Source organism: Mycobacterium sp. NPDC050041 (assembly GCF_049541695.1).
In the GTDB taxonomy this organism is placed as follows: domain Bacteria; phylum Actinomycetota; class Actinomycetes; order Mycobacteriales; family Mycobacteriaceae; genus Mycobacterium.
Window position 1 is genome coordinate 796,106 of the sequence record NZ_JBMVDG010000001.1, and the last position, 17,552, is coordinate 813,657.

At 70.9% G+C, this 17,552-nt stretch carries 18 protein-coding genes; 7 read left to right on the top strand and 11 right to left on the bottom strand.

The annotated features are described in order from the left end of the window. Positions 1-230: 230 nt before the first annotated feature. Together ACPCHZ_RS03885 and ACPCHZ_RS03890 are read left to right on the top strand one after the other, a co-directional pair. Positions 231-1,274: a cupin domain-containing protein gene (locus ACPCHZ_RS03885; RefSeq protein ID WP_423483524.1), complete on the top strand. Its 1,044-nt coding sequence runs from the start codon at positions 231-233 to the stop codon at positions 1,272-1,274. Positions 1,275-1,285: 11 nt separating this feature from the next. Beyond that, a complete protein-coding gene (locus ACPCHZ_RS03890) occupies positions 1,286-2,434 on the top strand; it encodes an FAD-dependent monooxygenase (protein ID WP_423483525.1) in 1,149 nt (382 codons plus the stop codon). A gap of 10 nt (positions 2,435-2,444) precedes the next feature. Here the strand turns inward: ACPCHZ_RS03890 and ACPCHZ_RS03895 are convergent, their stop codons facing one another. Genes ACPCHZ_RS03895 through ACPCHZ_RS03905 form a run of 3 tightly spaced genes read right to left on the bottom strand, consistent with a single transcriptional unit; the run spans position 2,445 to position 5,673 of the window. Beyond that, a complete protein-coding gene (locus tag ACPCHZ_RS03895) occupies positions 2,445-4,241 on the bottom strand; it encodes an acyl-CoA dehydrogenase (protein WP_423483526.1) in 1,797 nt (598 codons plus the stop codon). Continuing rightward, a complete protein-coding gene (locus tag ACPCHZ_RS03900; RefSeq protein WP_423483527.1) occupies positions 4,238-5,011 on the bottom strand; it encodes an SDR family oxidoreductase in 774 nt (257 codons plus the stop codon). The genes ACPCHZ_RS03895 and ACPCHZ_RS03900 overlap by 4 nt, the downstream gene beginning before the upstream one ends. Then, a complete protein-coding gene (locus ACPCHZ_RS03905; RefSeq protein ID WP_423483528.1) occupies positions 5,008-5,673 on the bottom strand; it encodes a TetR/AcrR family transcriptional regulator in 666 nt (221 codons plus the stop codon). The genes ACPCHZ_RS03900 and ACPCHZ_RS03905 overlap by 4 nt, the downstream gene beginning before the upstream one ends. Before the next feature lie 144 nt (positions 5,674-5,817). On the opposite strand from ACPCHZ_RS03905, the gene ACPCHZ_RS03910 reads away from it, so the two are divergent. Further along, a complete protein-coding gene (locus ACPCHZ_RS03910) occupies positions 5,818-5,928 on the top strand; it encodes a hypothetical protein (protein ID WP_264014633.1) in 111 nt (36 codons plus the stop codon). 82 nt (positions 5,929-6,010) lie between these two features. Next, a complete protein-coding gene (locus tag ACPCHZ_RS03915) occupies positions 6,011-6,907 on the top strand; it encodes an SAM-dependent methyltransferase (protein ID WP_423483529.1) in 897 nt (298 codons plus the stop codon). Here the strand turns inward: ACPCHZ_RS03915 and ACPCHZ_RS03920 are convergent. Genes ACPCHZ_RS03920 through ACPCHZ_RS03955 form a run of 8 tightly spaced genes read right to left on the bottom strand, consistent with a single transcriptional unit; the run spans position 6,904 to position 14,072 of the window. After that, positions 6,904-7,347, bottom strand: coding sequence for a hypothetical protein (locus ACPCHZ_RS03920; protein WP_423483530.1), 444 nt, complete (start codon positions 7,345-7,347; stop codon positions 6,904-6,906). The two genes, ACPCHZ_RS03915 and ACPCHZ_RS03920, sit on opposite strands and share 4 nt — an antisense overlap. A 42-nt stretch (positions 7,348-7,389) precedes the next feature. After that, on the bottom strand, positions 7,390-8,193 hold the full coding sequence (locus ACPCHZ_RS03925; RefSeq protein ID WP_423483531.1) for an ABC transporter ATP-binding protein: 804 nt from the start codon (positions 8,191-8,193) through the stop codon (positions 7,390-7,392). Beyond that, positions 8,177-9,214, bottom strand: coding sequence for an ABC transporter substrate-binding protein (locus tag ACPCHZ_RS03930; RefSeq protein WP_423483532.1), 1,038 nt, complete (start codon positions 9,212-9,214; stop codon positions 8,177-8,179). Before ACPCHZ_RS03930 ends, ACPCHZ_RS03925 begins: the two co-directional genes overlap by 17 nt. Further along, positions 9,211-10,074 carry an ABC transporter permease gene (locus tag ACPCHZ_RS03935; protein WP_423483533.1) on the bottom strand — a complete coding sequence of 288 codons (864 nt, stop codon included), beginning with the start codon at positions 10,072-10,074 and terminating at the stop codon, positions 9,211-9,213. Before ACPCHZ_RS03935 ends, ACPCHZ_RS03930 begins: the two co-directional genes overlap by 4 nt. Positions 10,075-10,118: 44 nt before the next feature. After that, positions 10,119-10,958: a glycosyltransferase family 2 protein gene (locus ACPCHZ_RS03940; RefSeq protein WP_423483534.1), complete on the bottom strand. Its 840-nt coding sequence runs from the start codon at positions 10,956-10,958 to the stop codon at positions 10,119-10,121. Next, a complete protein-coding gene (locus tag ACPCHZ_RS03945; RefSeq protein WP_423483535.1) occupies positions 10,955-11,938 on the bottom strand; it encodes a glycosyltransferase in 984 nt (327 codons plus the stop codon). The genes ACPCHZ_RS03940 and ACPCHZ_RS03945 overlap by 4 nt, the downstream gene beginning before the upstream one ends. Beyond that, complete coding sequence (locus ACPCHZ_RS03950; RefSeq protein WP_423483536.1) at positions 11,935-13,026, bottom strand: glycosyltransferase; 1,092 nt, start codon at positions 13,024-13,026, stop codon at positions 11,935-11,937. Before ACPCHZ_RS03950 ends, ACPCHZ_RS03945 begins: the two co-directional genes overlap by 4 nt. Then, positions 13,023-14,072 (bottom strand): hypothetical protein, encoded by a 1,050-nt coding sequence (locus ACPCHZ_RS03955; protein ID WP_423483537.1) that lies wholly within the window; start codon positions 14,070-14,072, stop codon positions 13,023-13,025. The genes ACPCHZ_RS03950 and ACPCHZ_RS03955 overlap by 4 nt, the downstream gene beginning before the upstream one ends. A 113-nt stretch (positions 14,073-14,185) precedes the next feature. On the opposite strand from ACPCHZ_RS03955, the gene ACPCHZ_RS03960 reads away from it, so the two are divergent. Genes ACPCHZ_RS03960 through ACPCHZ_RS03970 form a run of 3 tightly spaced genes read left to right on the top strand, consistent with a single transcriptional unit; the run spans position 14,186 to position 17,513 of the window. Further along, positions 14,186-15,133: a WcbI family polysaccharide biosynthesis putative acetyltransferase gene (locus ACPCHZ_RS03960; RefSeq protein ID WP_423483538.1), complete on the top strand. Its 948-nt coding sequence runs from the start codon at positions 14,186-14,188 to the stop codon at positions 15,131-15,133. Beyond that, positions 15,130-16,146 (top strand): glycosyltransferase, encoded by a 1,017-nt coding sequence (locus tag ACPCHZ_RS03965; RefSeq protein WP_423483539.1) that lies wholly within the window; start codon positions 15,130-15,132, stop codon positions 16,144-16,146. Before ACPCHZ_RS03960 ends, ACPCHZ_RS03965 begins: the two co-directional genes overlap by 4 nt. Further along, positions 16,143-17,513, top strand: coding sequence for a glycosyltransferase (locus tag ACPCHZ_RS03970; protein ID WP_423483540.1), 1,371 nt, complete (start codon positions 16,143-16,145; stop codon positions 17,511-17,513). Before ACPCHZ_RS03965 ends, ACPCHZ_RS03970 begins: the two co-directional genes overlap by 4 nt. The last annotated feature ends 39 nt before the right edge of the window (positions 17,514-17,552 follow it).

Below are 17,552 nucleotides of genomic sequence, written 5' to 3' on the forward strand. Positions count from 1 at the left end.
GGCGGCGGCAGGGCGGCGGATCAGGGCCGAACCCTCAGTCACCCGACTGATGACGAGGGCGACGCGGGCACCGACACTCGATACCGGCTAGCCGGAATCGGGTGGTGCGCCGATCGGCACCACGAATGGGTGCAGGCGTCCATGACAACCGGCGGCCGACTGCGCGAGAGTCGACGGCAGCACCAGCCGGCAGCCGGCCGACCCGGCCACCCATCGCAGAGGAGCCCACCGTGACGACGTCGATCGCCCGAAGCAGCCACACCACCTCCCTTCTCGACGGTGAGATCGTGGAGGAGTCCGACCTCGGCTCGATGCGGCGGGTGACGTCCGACAACCTGCCGATCCTCGCGGGGCTGTCGATCAAGCGGGTGCTGCTCAACCCCGGCGCGATGCGGACCCCGCACTGGCACGCCAACGCCAACGAACTCACCTACTGCGTCTCCGGCACCGCCCTGGTCTCCATCCTCGACAGCGGGAGCAGGTTCTCGACGTTCCTCGTCACTGCCGGGCAGATGTTCCACGCCGAGTCCGGCTCCCTGCACCACATCGAGAACGTCGGCGACGACGTCGCGGAGTTCATCATCGCCTTCCGCCACGAACGGCCCGAGGACTTCGGGTTCGGCGCCACGCTCGGCGCTTTCAGCGACGCGGTGCTCGGCAACACCTACGACCTTCCGGCCGCCGACTTCGCCACGCTGCGGCGCAGCACCACCGATCGCAAGCTCGCCGCCCGCGTCGGCGACGTCGTGATCCCCGCCGCGGCGCGCTTCAACGACCCGCACAAGTTCGACATCGAAGCCCAGGCGCCGGGTCTGAACTACGCCAGCGGCAACGCCCGGTTCGCCCGCGACCAGTTCTGGCCCGCACTCAAGGACATCTCGATGTACTCGCTGCGCGTGACCGAGGACGGCATGCGCGAACCGCACTGGCACCCCGTCACCGCGGAGATGGGATACGTGCACCACGGCGAGGCCCGGATGACCATCATGAATCCCGATGGAGCGCTGGACACCTGGAACCTCACGACCGGCGACATGTACTTCATCCCGCGCGCGTACCCCCACCACATCGAGAACATCGGCCACGACGACTGGCACTTCCTGATCTTCTTCGACCAGCCCTTCCCCGCTGACATCGGCTACCGCGCCTCGGCGAGTGCGTACTCGCGCGAGGTGCTCGCCGCGGCGTTCGACACCCATATCGACGACCTCCCCCGGTTCCCCTTCACTCCGGCCGATCCGCTGATCGTCACCCGCACCAACGCCCTCGACTGACCCCCGTCGACATGCCCAACGCGTTCCGAGCACTCGTCGTCGGGGGTTCCCTCGGTGGACTCGCTGCGGCGCACGAACTGGCGTCTGTGGGAGCCGACGTCGCCGTGTACGAGCGGTCCGTCGACCGCACCCAGCCCCGGGGCGCCGGCATCGTGATGCAACCCGAGGTCGAATCGCTGCTGCAACGGCTGGGCCGCACGGTGCCCTCGGTGAGCGTGGAACTGGAGGAGCGCCAACAACTCCACCGCCGCGGCGATGCCACGCGGTACCGGGCGCCGCAGTGGATGTCCGCCTGGGACACACTGCACGACGCGCTGCGCGAGCCGCTGGAGTCCGTGTGCGTCCGCCTCGACAGCACGCTGGAGGCGCTGCGCCTCGACGACGGGAAGGTGATGGCCACCTTCGAAGACGGCTACGAGGCAAGCGGTGACCTGGTGGTGGGCGCCGACGGGATCGGTTCAGCCACACGACGATTGCTCACCGACCGTGACGACCTGCGCTACGCCGGGTACATCGCGCTGCGCGGGCTCGAAGAGGAATCAGCGCTGCCCGACGAGCTCCGCTGCCTGCTGGCCGAACGGTTCACCTCGTTCGCCGTTCCCGGGCTGCAGATGCTGTGCTACCTCGTCCCGGGCGCCCACGGCGAGACCGCGCCGGGCGTGCGACGGGTGAACTGGGTCTGGTACGTCAACACCGCCGAGTCGCGGTTGCCGGGCCTGCTCACGGGGCGTTCCGGGCGGCGGTTCGACCAGTTCCTGCCACCTGGCGAACTCAGCTCGGAGTCCGAGCGGGCAGTGCTGACGCTCTCCGACGGCGCGCTTCCCGAACCGTTCGCCGCGCTGGTGCGGCTGTCGGCGGTGTTCCTGCAACCGGTGTTCGACCTCAGGCCGTCCCGCATGGTCGCCGACCATGTCGTGCTGGTCGGCGATGCGGTGGGAACCGTTCGGCCGCACACCGCTTCTGGAACGTCGAAGGCGTTCGGCGACGCCGCAGGCCTCGCCAGCGCGCTCGTCGGCTGGAACGCGAGTCAGCCCCTGCCGTTGCCCGCCCTGCAGAGGTGGGAAGCGGGCAGGCTCGCCCACCTGCAAGCGGTGGCCGCCGCCGGGGTGCGACTGGCGGCGAGTTCATCGCTGGGCGCCGGCGTCGCGCCGTTGCTGTGACCGGCGCGCGTCAGAACCAGTCCGGCGACATCTCCAGCGTGGTGCGGTCCAGGCTCTCGAGCAGGTCGAGTTGCGGTGCGATGCGCGGCAGTTCGTAGCGGAAGAAGTACCGCGCGGCTTGCCGCTTGCCGTCGTAGAACTCGCCGCACTCGCTGTGTGCGGCGACGAACTGCTCCAGCCACATCCAGGCGATCACCAGATGCCCGAACGCCTCGAGGTAGACCACGCTGTTGGCCATCGCCGCCTCGACGTCACCGGAGGCGAACATGCCGGTGGTGACCTCGACCAGGCGCTGCCACATCCCGTTCAGTGCGGCGGTGAGTTCGGCGGCCTCGCCGCGGATGCTGTCGGCGGCCGCGACCGTCCCGGCGATGGCCTCGCCGAGCGCAACCAGACTGGCACCGCCGCGCTGGGTCACCTTGCGGCCCAACAGGTCCAGGCTCTGGATGCCGTGCGTGCCCTCGTGGATGGGGTTGAGCCGGTTGTCCCGGTAGTGCTGTTCGACGTCGTACTCGCGGGTGTAGCCGTAGCCGCCGTGCACCTGGATCGCCAGGCTGTTGGCCTCCAGGCACCACTGCGACGGCCAGCTCTTGGCGACCGGCGTGAGAATGTCGAGGAGCAGGGCGGCGGTGTCGCGCTCGCCGTCGGACTCCGTGCTGTGCGACACGTCGACCAGCCGGGCGCAGTACAGCGCCAGCGCCAGGGCGCCCTCGACATAGGCCTTCTGCGCCAACAGCATTCGCTTGACGTCGGCGTGCTCGATGATCGGCACCTGCGGCGTCGACGGATCCTTGGCGGTCACCGGACGGCCCTGCGGACGCTCCCTGGCGTACCGCACCGACTTGAGGTATCCGGTGTAGCCGAGCGCGACCGCGCCCATGCCGACACCCAGGCGCGCCTCGTTCATCATCCGGAACATGTAGGTGATCCCGCGGTGCGGCTCACCGACCAGGTAGCCGACCGCACCGTCGGCGCCGCCGGGGCGGTGGGTGCCGTCGCCGAAGTTCAGCACGGTGTTGGTGATGCCGCGCTGGCCCATCTTGTGGTTGAGGCCCGCCAGCGCGACGTCGTTGCGCTCGCCGATCGCGCCGTCGTCGCCGACGAGGAACTTCGGCACGATGAACAGCGAGATGCCCTTGGTGCCGGGCGGTCCGCCGGGGATCTTGGCCAGCACCAGGTTGACGATGTTGTCGGTCATCTCGTGCTCGGCGCCCGAGATCCACATCTTCGAGCCGAACAGCCGGTAGCTCCCGTCGGCCTGCGGCTCCGCCCGCATCATGATGTCGGCCAGCGACGATCCGGCCTGGGTCTCCGACAGCGCCATGGTGCCCGAGAAGCGGCCCGCCAGCATCGGTTTGACGTACGTCTCGATCTGTTGGGCGGTGCCGAACTCGGCGAGCAGATTCGCGTTGGCGACCGTGAGCATCAGGTAGCCGGAGGTGGCCAGGTTGGCCGCGGAGATCCACGCGAACGCGGCCTGCGCGACGGTCGCGGGCAGCTGTGCGCCGCCGACCTCGGCGTCCATGCCCATCGCTAGCAGGTCCGCCGCGGCGAACGCGTCCCACGCCTGCTTGACCTCGGGAATGAGAGTGACCCGCTGCCCGTCGAACGTCGGCTCGTTGGCGTCGCTCTTCTTGTTGTGCGGGGCGAAGTAGCGTTCGGCCAGCTGCTCGCACAGGTCGAGGACGCCGTCGAAGGTCTCCCTCGAGTGTTCGGCGAACCGGTCGCGCTTGGTCAGCTCCTCGACCCGCAGCCACTCGTAGAGCAGGAAGTCGAGGTCGCGCCGCGACAGCAGGGCGGACTTCATCGTATGGTGCTCACCCCGCCGTCGACGGGGATCACGGTCCCGGTGATGTACGCGCTGGCCCGGCTGGCCAGGAACACCGCGATGCCCGCCATGTCCTCCGGCGCCCCGATGCGGCCCAGCGGCAGGGCCCGGCCGACGGCGTCGGCGCCGGGGGCCAGCAGCACCTTGGTCATCCTCGACTCGAACAGCCCGGGTGCGATCGCGTTGACCAGGATCCGCGGCGCCAACTCGGTGGCCAGGTGCTTGGTCAGCATGTGCACGGCGGCCTTGCTGGCCGCGTAGGAGAAGTTGTCGCGGCCCTTCTCCGGGGTGAAGTAGCCGTCGACGCTGCCGGTGTTGACCACCCGGGCCGGATCGTCGTCCGTCGAGCCCGCGGTGAGTAGCGGCACCAGCGCGCGGGTCAGCAGGAACACGCCCTTGACGTTGACGTCGAAGACCCGGTCGAACGCCGACTCGGGGAACTCGTCGAACGGGGCGCCCCAGTTCGAGCCCGCGTTGTTGAACAGGGCGTGCACCGCGTCCTCGCGGTCGGTCAGCGCCGCGGTCAGCGTCTGCACCCCTTCGGCGGTGCCCAGGTCGGCGGGTACCGCCTCGACCGGGCCGAGCGAGGAGAGTTCCGCGGTGGCCGAGGCGAGTTCGGCCTCCTTGCGGCTGGACAGGTACACCTTCGCGCCGGCCTGCAGCAGGCCCCGCGCCATCATCACCCCGATACCGCGGCCGCCGCCGGTGACGACGGCGACCTTGCCGTCGAGGCGGAACATGTCGGTCATGCTCCGCGACCGGTGGTGACGTCCAGGCCGAGCGGCGATTCGGCGCGGATGGTCTCGTCGCGGATCAGGCCGCGCAGCAGTGCGGTGCTGAACTCCTCGGCGATCTCCTGCGCGGTGCGGCGGCCCTGCGGCCGGAGCCAGCGGTAGGCGCCGAGCGTCATGCCGATGTAGCCGAGCGCCAGCACGTGGGAGTCGCAGTCGTAGAACTCGCCGCTGGCGATCCCGCGGTCGATGACGTCGCGGACGTGTTCGTAGACCTGCGTCTCCTTCTCCCGGATGTAGGCCACCTGCTCCTCGGTGAACCACTCGGTGATGTAGGGCCCCTCCTGGAAGTACACCGCCGCGCGCTCCAGGTCGCCGGCGATGCCGACCAGCAGGCGGCGGGTGAAGTGGTAGATGGTCTCGCGCGCCGACGCCGACGGGTCGTCGTGCAGTGCGTCGACGGTGAAGTCCGCCGCGCCCTTGTAGATGTCGTAGAGGATCAGCGACTTGCTGGCGTAGTAGTGGTACACCGTCGCCTTGTTCAGGCCGACCGCGTCGGCGACGTCGTCCATCCGGGTGCCGTGGTACCCCCGCGCCGCGAACAGCTTGGTGGCCACTGCCAGCAGTTCCTGGCGCCGGGACAGCCCGTTCGGCGAGGTTGCTGGGGACGTATCGGACATGGTGACTCGCTATCGAACGTGCCCGCTGGGGCGTCAACTAACCGGTAGGTCGATCAGTCTAGGCAATGCGGGTCCGAACCCCTGCCGGTGACGGGTCCGGCGGGGCTAGACTTTCCTCAACGCCGCGTCAACTGGGAGGTACCGATGGATCCGAATCCGGACTACGACGCGAGCGACGAGATCGAGTACTTCTTCCAGTGGTTCCCCTGGGGTCTGCGCGGGGTTTACCCACCGCCGTCCTACCCGCCGGTCTAGACACTCACCGCGGCCCGCACGCCTGCCTGCCCGCAGCGCTCTGAGCTGCGGTCACAGTGCTTTGTGTTAGCTTCTCTAAGTAATGAGCCGACACACCGCACGCGACGACAACGACAGCTGGGATCTCGCCTCGAGCGTGGGGGCGACGGCGACCATGGTCGCCACCTCGAGGGCACTCGCCACCCGCAGCGCCGGGGCACTGATCGACGACCCGTATGCCGAACCGCTGGTGCGCGCCGTCGGCCTGGAGTTCTTCGTCCACCTGCTCGACGGCAAGGTCCCCGACGCCCAGCCCCGCTACGACGCCGAACGCTCCGGCGAGCACATGGCGGTGCGGACGCGGTTCTACGACGACTTCTTCCTCAACGCGGTCCGCGGCGGCATCCGTCAGGTGGTGATCCTCGCGTCCGGACTCGACACCCGCGCCTATCGACTGTCGTGGCCGTCGGACACCGTGGTCTACGAGGTCGACCTGCCCGGCGTGCTGGAGTTCAAGTCGACGACGCTGCGGGCACTCGACGCCGCACCCGCCGCCAAGCACCGGAGCGTGCCGGTCGACCTGCGTGACGACTGGCCGGCGGCGTTGCGCGCCGCGGGGTTCGACCCGGCGGCGCCGACGGCGTGGAGCGCCGAGGGCCTGCTGGTCTATCTGCCCTCGGCCGCCCAGGACCGGCTCTTCGACGACCTCACCGCCCTCAGCGCGCCGCGCAGCCAGTTGGCCTGCGAGTACGTACCCGACATGTCGGTGTTCGGCCACGAGTCGCTGCGCGAGATGTTCGAGCAGTCGGCGGTGAACGTCCGCGACCTCGTCTACCAGGACGACCGCAGCCAGGTGCCCGACTACCTGCGCGGGCTGGACTGGTGCAGCACCCTGCGCACCGCCGCACAGCTCTACACCGCCAACGGCCTGGACTATCCGGACAGCGACGAGTTCGCGATGTTCTCCGACGTCACCTACCTGCGCGCCGAACTGGACTAGCCCGGCTCGCCGATCCTGATCCGGTCGCCCGGGTCGGGACAGGCCTGCGACAGCGCCATCAGGTTCGCGGTGAACTCCGCGCCGTTGCGGCTGAACTCCGCGGCGAAGTCGGCCGTCCGCTCACGAGACACCAGCGCGGCCGTCCGGTCGGCCAGACCGGCAACGTCATGTGCCCGCCGGGCCAGGCCATCGTCGCGAATCGTGTTCGCCGCAGCGGTGATCCGCGCAACCAGGTCGCCGTACTCGGTCGACGGGGTTTGCGTCCCGCCGTTGACGTCCTTCGCGACGGCGTCGTGGAACCGCCCGGCCTCGTCGACCACCGCCCGGGCGGCGTCGCAGTCCGGCGAACCCCCGCCCGAGAGAACCACCCCGAGCCCGATCCCGACGGCAGCGACCACGACGACCACCCCGCCCGCGAACCACCATCTGCGCCGCGTCATCTCTCGATTGTCGCCCGTGCGGGACGACCACGATGGCACCGATCAGGCCGCGGCGGCCTTGACCGCCCGCCCCACCTCGGCGCGCAGGTCGGTGTACTCCGGGGACCGGCGCAGCTCGTCGGCGTCGACGCCGACGCGGGGCAGGTCCACCGGCAGGTCGAGAGCGATCTGACCGGGGCGCCGCGTCAGCACCACGATGCGTGACCCGAGGAACGCGGCTTCGTCGGCACTGTGCGTGACGAACACCGTGGTGCGGCCGGACTCCGCGCTGACCTGCCGGACGTCCTCCTGAAGCCGTTCCCTGGTCAACGCGTCGAGCGCCGCGAACGGCTCGTCGAGCAGGAACAGCGGCGTCTCGGCGGCCAGCGCCCTGGCGATCGCGACGCGCTGCTGCTGACCGCCGCTGATCTCCCAGATCTTGCGGTCCGCGGTGCCCTCGAGCCCGACGCGCTCCAGCAGCTGGTCGCGCCGCTCGGCCCGTCGGTCCCGCGGCACCTTCGCGTACTTCAACGCCAGGTCCACGTTCCCGCCGACCGTGCGCCACGGGAACAGCCGCGGCTGCTGGAACACCACACCCGCCGTCACACCCGGGGTTGGCACGGTTCCGGCCACCTGCACCGAACCCTCACTGGGCGATTCGAAGCCGGCGAGCAGCCGCAGCAGGGTGCTCTTGCCGCACCCCGATGCGCCGACCAGGACCAGGAACGAGCCGGGGTCGACGGTCAGGTCGACCGGTCCGACGGCCGTGACCTCGGCGCCCGCGCGCCCGTAGCGATGCGAGACGCCCCGCAGGCGGATGCCGTCGTCCAGCGCGGTACGGACCGCGCCGTCACTGGGTGAGGGCACCGGGCAGACCCGTGGTGTACAGCGCGTCCTGGAAGGTCTGCAGCGGCGCGGCGGCCTCGATCTGCTTCTGCTCGAACAGGAACTGCGAGGCGCTCTGCAGGTTGGCGGCGAGATTGCCGGGGCTGCCTTCGGTGCCGAGCCACTCCGGCGAGGCGATCTCGGCGGGTGTCAGGAAGCCGACCTGCTTCAGCTGGCCTTCCACATCACCCGGCGTCAGGCCGCTCTCGGCGGCGATCGCCTTGGCCGCGGCCGCGGGATCGTCCTTGATCAGGTCGAGGGCGCGGGCCTGCTGCTGCCGCCAGGTGTCGACCACCTCGGGGTGGGCGGCGGCGAACTCGTCGGCCACCACCGCCAGGTCGAGGGTCGGCTTGCCGCTGTCGGCGAGCTGCTTGCTGGTGATGAGGTCCTTACCATTGCGGCGCAGCTGGTCCAGCGTCGGCAGCCAGGAGTAGCCGGCGTCGATGTCACCCCGGTCGAACGCGGCGAGGATGGCCTGCGGCTGCAGGTCGACGAGCTGGACGTCGGCCGGCGAGAGGCCGTTCTGGTCGAGTGCGGCCAGCAGGCTGTAGTGCGCCGTCGACGCGAACGGCGTGCCGACCCGCTTGCCCTTCAGATCGGCGACGGTGTTGACGCCGCTGCCGTTGCGGGCCACCAGCGCCTCGTTCTCGCCCGCGACGTCGAGGATGAACGCCACCCGGTACGGGATGTTCAGCGGCGCCGACAGGCCGCGCGCGACGGGGCTGGACCCCAGCGCCCCGAAGTCGACCTCCTTGGCCACGAACGCGGTGTTGACGTCGGCGCCCGAGTCGAACTTCGTCCACTTGACGTTGTACTCGGGCAGCGCGTCCTCGAGCCAGCGGTTGTTCTTCACGATCAGATCGCCGCTCGGGAAGCTCTGGTACGCGATGCGGATCGTCGGCTTCTCGGCGTCCCCGCCCGAGCGGTCCACCGAGCACCCGGACAGCCCCAGTGCGGTGACCGCCAGCGCCGCGACGGCGGCTCCGAATGCCCTGCGCCTCATATTTTTCCTCTCCAGGGGACCGCGCGCCGTTCGATGGCGCGCAACAGACCGTCGATGACCAGACCCGAGATGCCGATGGCGAAGATGCCGACCAGCACGACCGGGGTGTTGTTGTAGTTGCTCGCGTCCTTGACCAGGCCGCCGACGCCGGGCAGCCCGTTGAACAGTTCGGCCGCCACCACCGACGAGTACGCCATCCCGACGGCGAGGCGCACGCCGGTGAACGTCTCGGGCAGTGCCGACGGGATCACGACGTCACGGATGACGTCGCGGCGGGACGCGCCCAGTGCCCGCGCGGCCTCGATCAGGCCGACCGGGGCGGCCATCACCGCCGCCGTGGTAGCGACCGCTGCGGGCGGCAGCGCGGCCAGCGCCAGCAGGGTGATCTTGGGCGCCTCGTCGATCCCCAGCCAGATCACCAGCAGGAAGAAGTAGGCCAGCGGCGGCAGCGCGCGCAGGAAGGTCAGCCACGGCTCGAGCACGCTGCGCACCCAGGAGATCGACCCCATCACCACGCCGAGCGCGACGCCGAGCGCGACGCCGACCACGACGCCGACGAGCACCCGCCGCAGCGTCATGTAGAGGTGTTCCCACAGCAGGTAGCCGGCGTAGCCGCGGACGCCGTCGTGGGTGGTCGACACGTCGAGCAGGGCCCGCCACACGGTGCTCGGGTAAGGCACGAAGGTCTGGTTCCAGATGCCGCTGACGGCGACGAGTTGCCAGACACCGAAGAACACGGCCACCGAGAGCAGCGGCAACGCCGCCCGCGTCAGGCGGCCGCGCCACCGGCCGGCGGGCGCGGCGGCCACCGGCGCGTCGGCCTGCGGCGCGTCGGGCACGATATCGGTGAACACTGACACCCGGACACTGTGGCGGTTGGCTCAGCTCAGGCGAATAGCTGCGCTCAGCGCGATTCGAATTCCGGCACGCTCAGGGATATCTCGTCCCCACGGCGGACGATGAGCTCCATCCGCTCGAACGCGTCCAGCCAGCCCGGCATCGGCCAGCGGTTCCAGCGGCTGCGGAAGACGCGGGCGTTGGTCACGATCTCGGCGAGGTGTTCCACCGGCGGATCGGACACCGGATGGTGCTGGTGGTAGGCGTGCGCACCGCCCACCCACACCAAGGGGACGTCATGGCGGCGGGCGACGGCGGCGAAGTCGGTGTCCTCCCCGCCGTAGCCGACGTACTCCTCGCAGAAGCCGCCGATCCGACCCCAGGTGTCCGCCGACACCGCGAACGACAACGACCAGAACAGATCGTGATCCGGCGCGCGAACCAGCGCTCCGGCCGGCGGCGAGGGCCTGGCCGGGTGCGGCCGCGTCAGCTCGTCGAGGGTGTCGAGGGGGTAGCCGTTCGGACCCGCCGGCGGCAGATAGGTGACGGGACCGCTCAGCAGGGCGGCGGCGCCGAAGGTGCGGTGCGCCTCGACGTAGCGGCCGACGAGCGAGCGGCCGGGTATGCAGTCGACGTCGAGGAAGATCAGCAGCTCGGCGCCGCGCCGCAACGCCCGCTCGGCGCCCGCGTTGCGCGCAGCGGCCAGTGGTAGCCCGGCGCCTGGGACCGGACAGTCGACGACCTCCGCGTCGTCTCCGGCGATGGCGGCGATCGCCGGATCCGCCATGGCCACCACGCACCGCACGTCGGGTCGCGCGTCGGACCGGGCCAGGCCGGCGTTCTGCGCGCGCAGGTGATGGTGCCTGCCGTGGACGACCGTGACGACGGCGGTCTTCGGCCCGGTCATGCGACGACGGCCGCCGCGGCGCGCGCGGCCGCACCCTCCACCCGCAGCCGATTCCACTGCCGAGGGTCCTGGTGGCGTGCCCGTTCCACCAGTGCCGCCCACCGGTCGGCGGAAGGCCAGCGTGGCACCGACACCGCGATGCCCGCCTCCGCGAGAGCAGCCGCGGTGGCGTGCTGTTCCCCGAACGGCCGCTGCTCGGGGATCACGACGGCGCACGCCTTGGCCATGGCCACATCGGCGATCGCGTTCTGGCCTGCGTGGGTGATCACCACCTCGGCGGCCGAGAGCAGCGGCCACAGGTCGTCGACCCAGTCGGCGCCGCCGCCCGCGGCCACCCAGCGCAGACCCGGCGCGGCGCGCGTGAGTTCCGCCGCCGCATCGCGCGGCGCCTCCGACCCCCCTGCGCCCGCGAGCAGGAGCCCGGTCGCCGCCGTCGACCGCGGCCCGGGTCGCAGCGGCGTCCCGTCGAACCGGCTGATCGAGCCGACGTAGTGAGTCCGCTCGTCATACCGACGCAGCCAGGCGGGCCGGTAGACATCGGCGGACCACGGCGCCACGATCCGGTCGGCGACGTCGTAGGCCAGCCGGTGCGCCTGGTCGGTGCGGTCCCCGGGCATCGCCATCACGGTCACCGGCACGCCGGCCAGCCGGACCAGCATCGTCACCTCCACCGAGACGTCGACGACCATGCGGCGCGGCCGCAGTTCCACGATCGCATCGAGGAGCATCGCCGACCGTTCAGCGAGCCCGTCCACCCCCACGGGCGCCCAGTGCAGCCGGCCGTTCGCGGTGGCGTCGACGGCGGCCTGGCCGGTGGGCGGCACGTCGGAGGGCAGCTGTACCCAGTCGTCGCCCGGCCGGATCGCCGCCGGCCTCGGTGCGGACGAGAAGAACACCACGTCGTCGGTCAGGTGCCGGCTGATGGCCAGCGCGCGGGTGAGGTGCCCCCGCCCGTGATGATGCACGTAGTAGCCGATCACGCCGACAGGCTCTCGGGTTCCTCGTCGAGCAGTCCGGAGTAGCAGTCGAGGTACCGGCGCACCATCACCGCCTGGGAACAGTGCGCTTCGGCGCGGGCGCGCACCCGCGACCGCGGCAGTTCGGCGGCGTCCACCATCGCGTCGGCGAGGGCGTCGCGGTCATCGGGCGGTGCGATCCGGCCGCTGGTCGCGTCCAGGATCTCGGGGATGCCGCCGCGCGCGAACGCGGCGACCGGCGTGCCGCACGCCAGCGCCTCGGCGGTGACCAGTCCGTACGGCTCTTCCCAGCGCGGCGTCACCAGGGCGACGGCGGCACCCCCGACCAGGTCGTTGAGATCTTCGCGGCACAGGTGTCCCTCGTAGCTCACCGAGCCGCCGAGCCGGGGCCGGACATGCTCGGCGAAGTAGTCCGGGGGGCCCATCGGTCCCGCGATGCGCAGCGGGATGCCGGCCCGGCGCGCCGCGGCGATCGCGTCGGGCAGGCCCTTCTCCGGCACCAGGCGCCCGCTCCACACCGCATAGTCACCACCGGGTCCGGGTCGCCAGTCGTCGAGGTTGATGCCGTTGGGAATCACCTGGACCGGACCGGTAACCGGCTCCCATTGGCGGGCGGTGAACGCACTGACCGCGACGAACTCACTCGCAACCCCGCCGGGGAGTACCACCGCCTGCTCCAGCCACTTCAGCGGAGGAGTGTGCAGCGTCGTCAGCATCGGCGCCGCGATGGTCCGCGCCATCGCCAGGGGTAGATAGTGCAGGCTGTGGTTGTGCACGATGTCGAACGAATCCCGCAGCGTGTCAGCCAGATCCAGCATCACCGACAAGTAGGCGTGGGTTTCGTGCACCACCCACTCCGGCACCGACGGATCTTCGCGGGACGCCTCGCTCATCTCGAAGGTGTGCACCGGCAACACATCCCACGGCAGATCGACGGCAGAACCGGGTGCGGCGAACATCGTCACGTGGTGGCCCGCGGCGGTGAGTGCGCGGGCCAACTCGTAGACGAAGGCCTCCAGGCCACCCGCGAACGGCTGGCGGACGGGATAGCGGGACGACGCGAGCAGCGCTATCCGAAGCGGGCGGATCATGCCGCGGCCGCCTCGGAGAGCAGCCGTCGGTAGATGCCGGTCGTCTGCCTGCGGATGCGGGTCCGTTGATTCAGCCGTGCCCGCCTGCGGCCGGCATCCTCGATCGGGCGCGGCGGGCGGATGCTGTCGACGGCGTCGCTCACCGCGGACCGCAGGCTCACCGGGTCCGGTACGCCCGCCTCGCAGCGGTAGGTCGGGACGTCGTGCTGCTCGTGGAAGTAGCCGCAGTCGGGGACGACCGCACGGACACCGGCGTCGAAGCAGGCCTCGAGCCAGCCGGAGTGGGTGCCGAACCGATAGGGCAGCACCAGGACGTCCACCTCGTGCAGATAGTCCACCAGCTCGGCGTCGGTGAAGCGCGGATGCACCCGCACGTCGACACCTCGGGTGCGCAGCTCGTCGAGCCGGGCCGCCGACAGTTCGTCCGACCTGGACGACGAGGTCGCGTCGTCGTCGACGTCGAGGCGCAGCCGCCAGTCCGGCAGGTCCGGCGCCAGCAGTCCGTCGATCACCGGAAAGGGATCGATGTTGGCGCGCAACGACTTGGCGTGCACCGCCACCACCGGTTCGGGGTGCGGTGTGCGCGGCGCGCCGATGGCCTCGATCGGCAGCACGTGCGGGTGCGGGAGTACCGTGGCGACCCGACCCCATCGCGCGAGGATGGCGTCGGCCGCTCCCGGGGTCAGGGTGATCACCTCCGCCGCGGCGGGAACGAGCACGTCGAGCCGAGCCAGGTGATCGGTGGTGTCGACGAAGTGCGGGTTGTGCAGATCGTGCACCGTCAGCACCAGCGGGACACGGTGCGCACGCAGCAGGCGCACGATGTCCCGCAGCACCTCGGGCGCCGTGGAATCGAAGCCGAAATGCACGTGCAAGAGGTCGATCCGATCGATTTGACCGATCAGATAATTCGGCTCGAGCATGCGTGGCGGCCACCACTGTCCTGGCAGCGTCGCACCCGGGGGCACCGGATCACGCAGCAGCGCAACATCTTCGGTGTCAGTGATCGCGCAGACATAGGGATGCCCAGCAGGAACTGAGGCCACGGTGATCACGATGCTCAACCTTCTTCGGACAACGACGGGCAACACCTCGCCGCCGTTCGGGCGATGTGTAGACGGTGGTCTATACCCACCCTGGAGCCATCTACCCTCGCGGAGTGAGCGAAGACACCGGGCGGGCCGCGCACTACGGCGAGTTCTACGGACGGTCCGATCCGGGGGCGGACGAACCGCTGTGGTTGATCATGGGGAACTGTCAGGCCGAGGCGCTGCGCCTGGTGCTCGACGCGGTGCCGGGCCGGCCGTATCGGACCGTGCGGACACCCCCGGTGCACGAACTGGAGCACTCCGATCTGCCTCACTTGGACGCGCTGCTCGCGCGGACCGCGGTGCTGATGAGCCAGCCGATCCGGCCCGACTACCGCGACCTGCCGATCGGCACCGGCCAGCTCGCCGCCCGTCTCCCGCGGTCGGCGGCCGTGGTGCGGTGGCCCGTGATTCGGTACGCCGGTCTGTACCCGTTCCAGGTCATCGTGCGGCACCCCGCCGACCGGTCCGTGGTCCCGCCTGCGGTCCCGTATCACGACCTGCGCACGATCGTCGCCGCGCGTGACGGACGGTCTCCGGAGGCACCGTGGGATGTCGAGGTGTCCGCAGCGCAGCTCGTCGCGGCCGCCGAGGCCAGCCTCGCCGAACTCGGCCGCCGGGAGCAACGGGACACCGATGTCGGCGTCTCCGACGTGCTGATGCGGTGCGGCGCCGACGCCGCCCACACAATCAACCATCCGGGCAACTCCGTGCTCGTCGAGCTGGGCAGGCGCATCCTCGCATCGCGAGGCGTGGCGGCGCCGGTGCCCGCACCGCCGCGCACCCTGCTGCGCTCGGTCTACGCACCGCTCGAGCAGCGGGTGCTCGAGGCGCTGCGGATCGATGCGACGCCGCGCACCTGCTGGACCACTGAGCACGGTCCGCTGTCACCGCAGGACGTGCATGCCGCGCAGATGCGCTGGTATGCGCAGAATCCCGATTACGTCGGACTCGCCCTGCAACGGCATGCTGCCACCGCCGAGCTGCTGGGCCTGACCCGACACCGGGTGCGACGGTGAGGCCGGCCGTCACCCATCTCGTCGTCGGGCCCCGTCGGCACGGCGTCGTGCGGTTCGGTCTCGATCTCACACAAGCGTTGCGCGACAACGGGTTCGATCTGAGCGCGGTGTGCGCCGCGGGGATCGCGGACGTCCTGCGGGACCACGCGTGGACCGGTGGCGCTCATCTCCAGTTCACCGACCGGCTGTTCGGCGGCACTCCGGAGGAGGCCGCCGAAGCGGTCGCCGCCGTCGCCGGCGCGGTGCGCTCGGGCGGTGTCCGCGTCACGGCGACACTGCACGACCTGCCGCAGCCGTCCGACGGGGCGAACCACCGGCGACGGCTGGCGGCATACCGGAGCGTGGTCGCCGCGGCGGACGGGATCGTCGTCAGCAGCGAACACGAGCGGTCGCTGCTGCTCGAGTCCGGCGGCCCGGCGGACCGTGTCGGCGTGGTGCCGTTGCCGATCGATATCTCCTTCGCGCCCATGCTGGCGGCCGCGGCGCCGCCGACGGTCGGCATCTTCGGCTTCGTCTACCCCGGCAAGGGCCACGCGGAGGTGATCGATGCCCTGACCGGCTCGGATCCGGGCATCGAGGTGCTGGCGATCGGGGAGCCGTCGGCCGGACACGACGACCTGGTCGAGGAACTGCGCGCACACGGTGCACGTCGTGGCCGCCGGTTCACCCTGACCGGCCATCTCCCCGACGACACGGTGACCGACGCGCTGCGCCGCGTCACGGTGCCGGTGGCACCGCACCGGCACATCTCGGCGTCGGGATCGCTGAACTCATGGCTCGCCGCAGGCCGTCGGCCGCTCGCGCCGTCGAACCGGTACACCCGTGAGATCGACGGCCGCAATCCCGGCGTGTTGTCGCTGTACCCGGACACCGTCGAAGGGTTGCGCGAGTCGCTGGCGCGGGCACTCGCCGACCCCCGGCAGACCTGGCTGACCGCCGGGACGGTGTGCACACCGACGAGGGACGAGGCCGCCGCCCGCTATGCCGAACTGCTCGCGGGATGGCATCGATGACCACACCCGACGCGGCCCTACCGCTGACCGATGGGCGCGTCACCGTTCCCGCCAACCGGTGGGATCTGGTGACCGGTCCTCCCCGCAGCCTGCCCACCGTGGCCGTGGTGATCCCGTTCTACAACCAGCAGAGCGAACTCGAACGCCTGCTCGCGGCGCTGGAGCTGCAGACCCACCCCGGTCGTCTCGTCCACGTCGTCGTCGCCGACGACGGCTCAGCCCGTCCTCCGGTGATCCCGCCGACTGAGCTGAGGGTGACCACCGTCCAGCAGGACGACCTCGGGTTCCGCGCCGCGGCAGCCCGCAACCTCGGCGCCGCCGCGACCGACGCGGAGGTGATGTGCTTCCTCGACGCCGACACCGTTCCCGAGCCGTCCTATCTGAGCGAGATCACCCGGCTTCCGGCGCGAGTCCCCGACGCGCTGGTGGTGGGGCGGCGTCGACACGCAGTGCTCGACGACGTCGGCCCTGAGGGCCTGCCGGACTGGTGGGCCGGTGCGGTCGCGCCGCCGGTGCTGCGTGAACCGGCCTGGCTGGCCGACGCGTACCGGGCCGGCGGTGACCTCCTGGACATCGACCACCGCTCCTACCGCTACGTCATCAGCTCGGTGATGTGTTGCAGCGCCGCCCTGTTCGCGGACACGGGTGGCTTCGACGAGTCCTTCGGCCGGTACGGCGGCGAGGACTGGGAGTTCGCTCACCGCGCAATGGCCAACGGCGCCGTGCTGCACCATGCCCGCAACGCCGTCGCCTGGCACGACGGCCCGGACTGGGCCGACCGTCCCGTCGCTGACCGCAGGGCGGTGAAGAACGCCGAGGCGCTCACCCTGGCGCGGCTCATCACCGATCCGGATGCCCGCAGGCCGGGACTGCGCTACGCCCTGCCCGACATCGCGGTGCAGGTCGACGCCGCCGGGCACACCGCAGCGTCGCTCGTCGGCACCGTCGCCTGCTTCCTGCACGAGGACGTCGGCGTCTGGGTCGACGGTCCGCGGGCCCGCTCCCTGCTCCGCGAGATCGGCATCGAAGACCAGCGCGTGCACACCGGGCCGGTCCCCGAGGGCGTGCGGCGACGCTGCCGCTTCGCGGTCGCTGTCACGGGTCGGGCGGTGCTGCCGCGGGATGCCGTGACGGCCGTCATCGGCGAGTGCGCGCGACCCGGAGTCGGCGCCGTGGCGTTGGAGACCGAGGGCGCGTCGGTGGTGTGCCGCGCCTCGTGGGCGGTCAACCGAGTGCGCCGGTGGAGCTCCGGCGCGGTCCGGTTCGCCGACCCGGCCGACGCCGACCGCGTGAGCAGGACGGTGACGCTGGCGGCCGCCGATCTGGACCTTCGCTGCGCAGAATCCGAGCCCGACCTCTCCTGGTGAACCCGGCCCTCGTCGAGGTGGCGGGTAAGCGCACCGCTT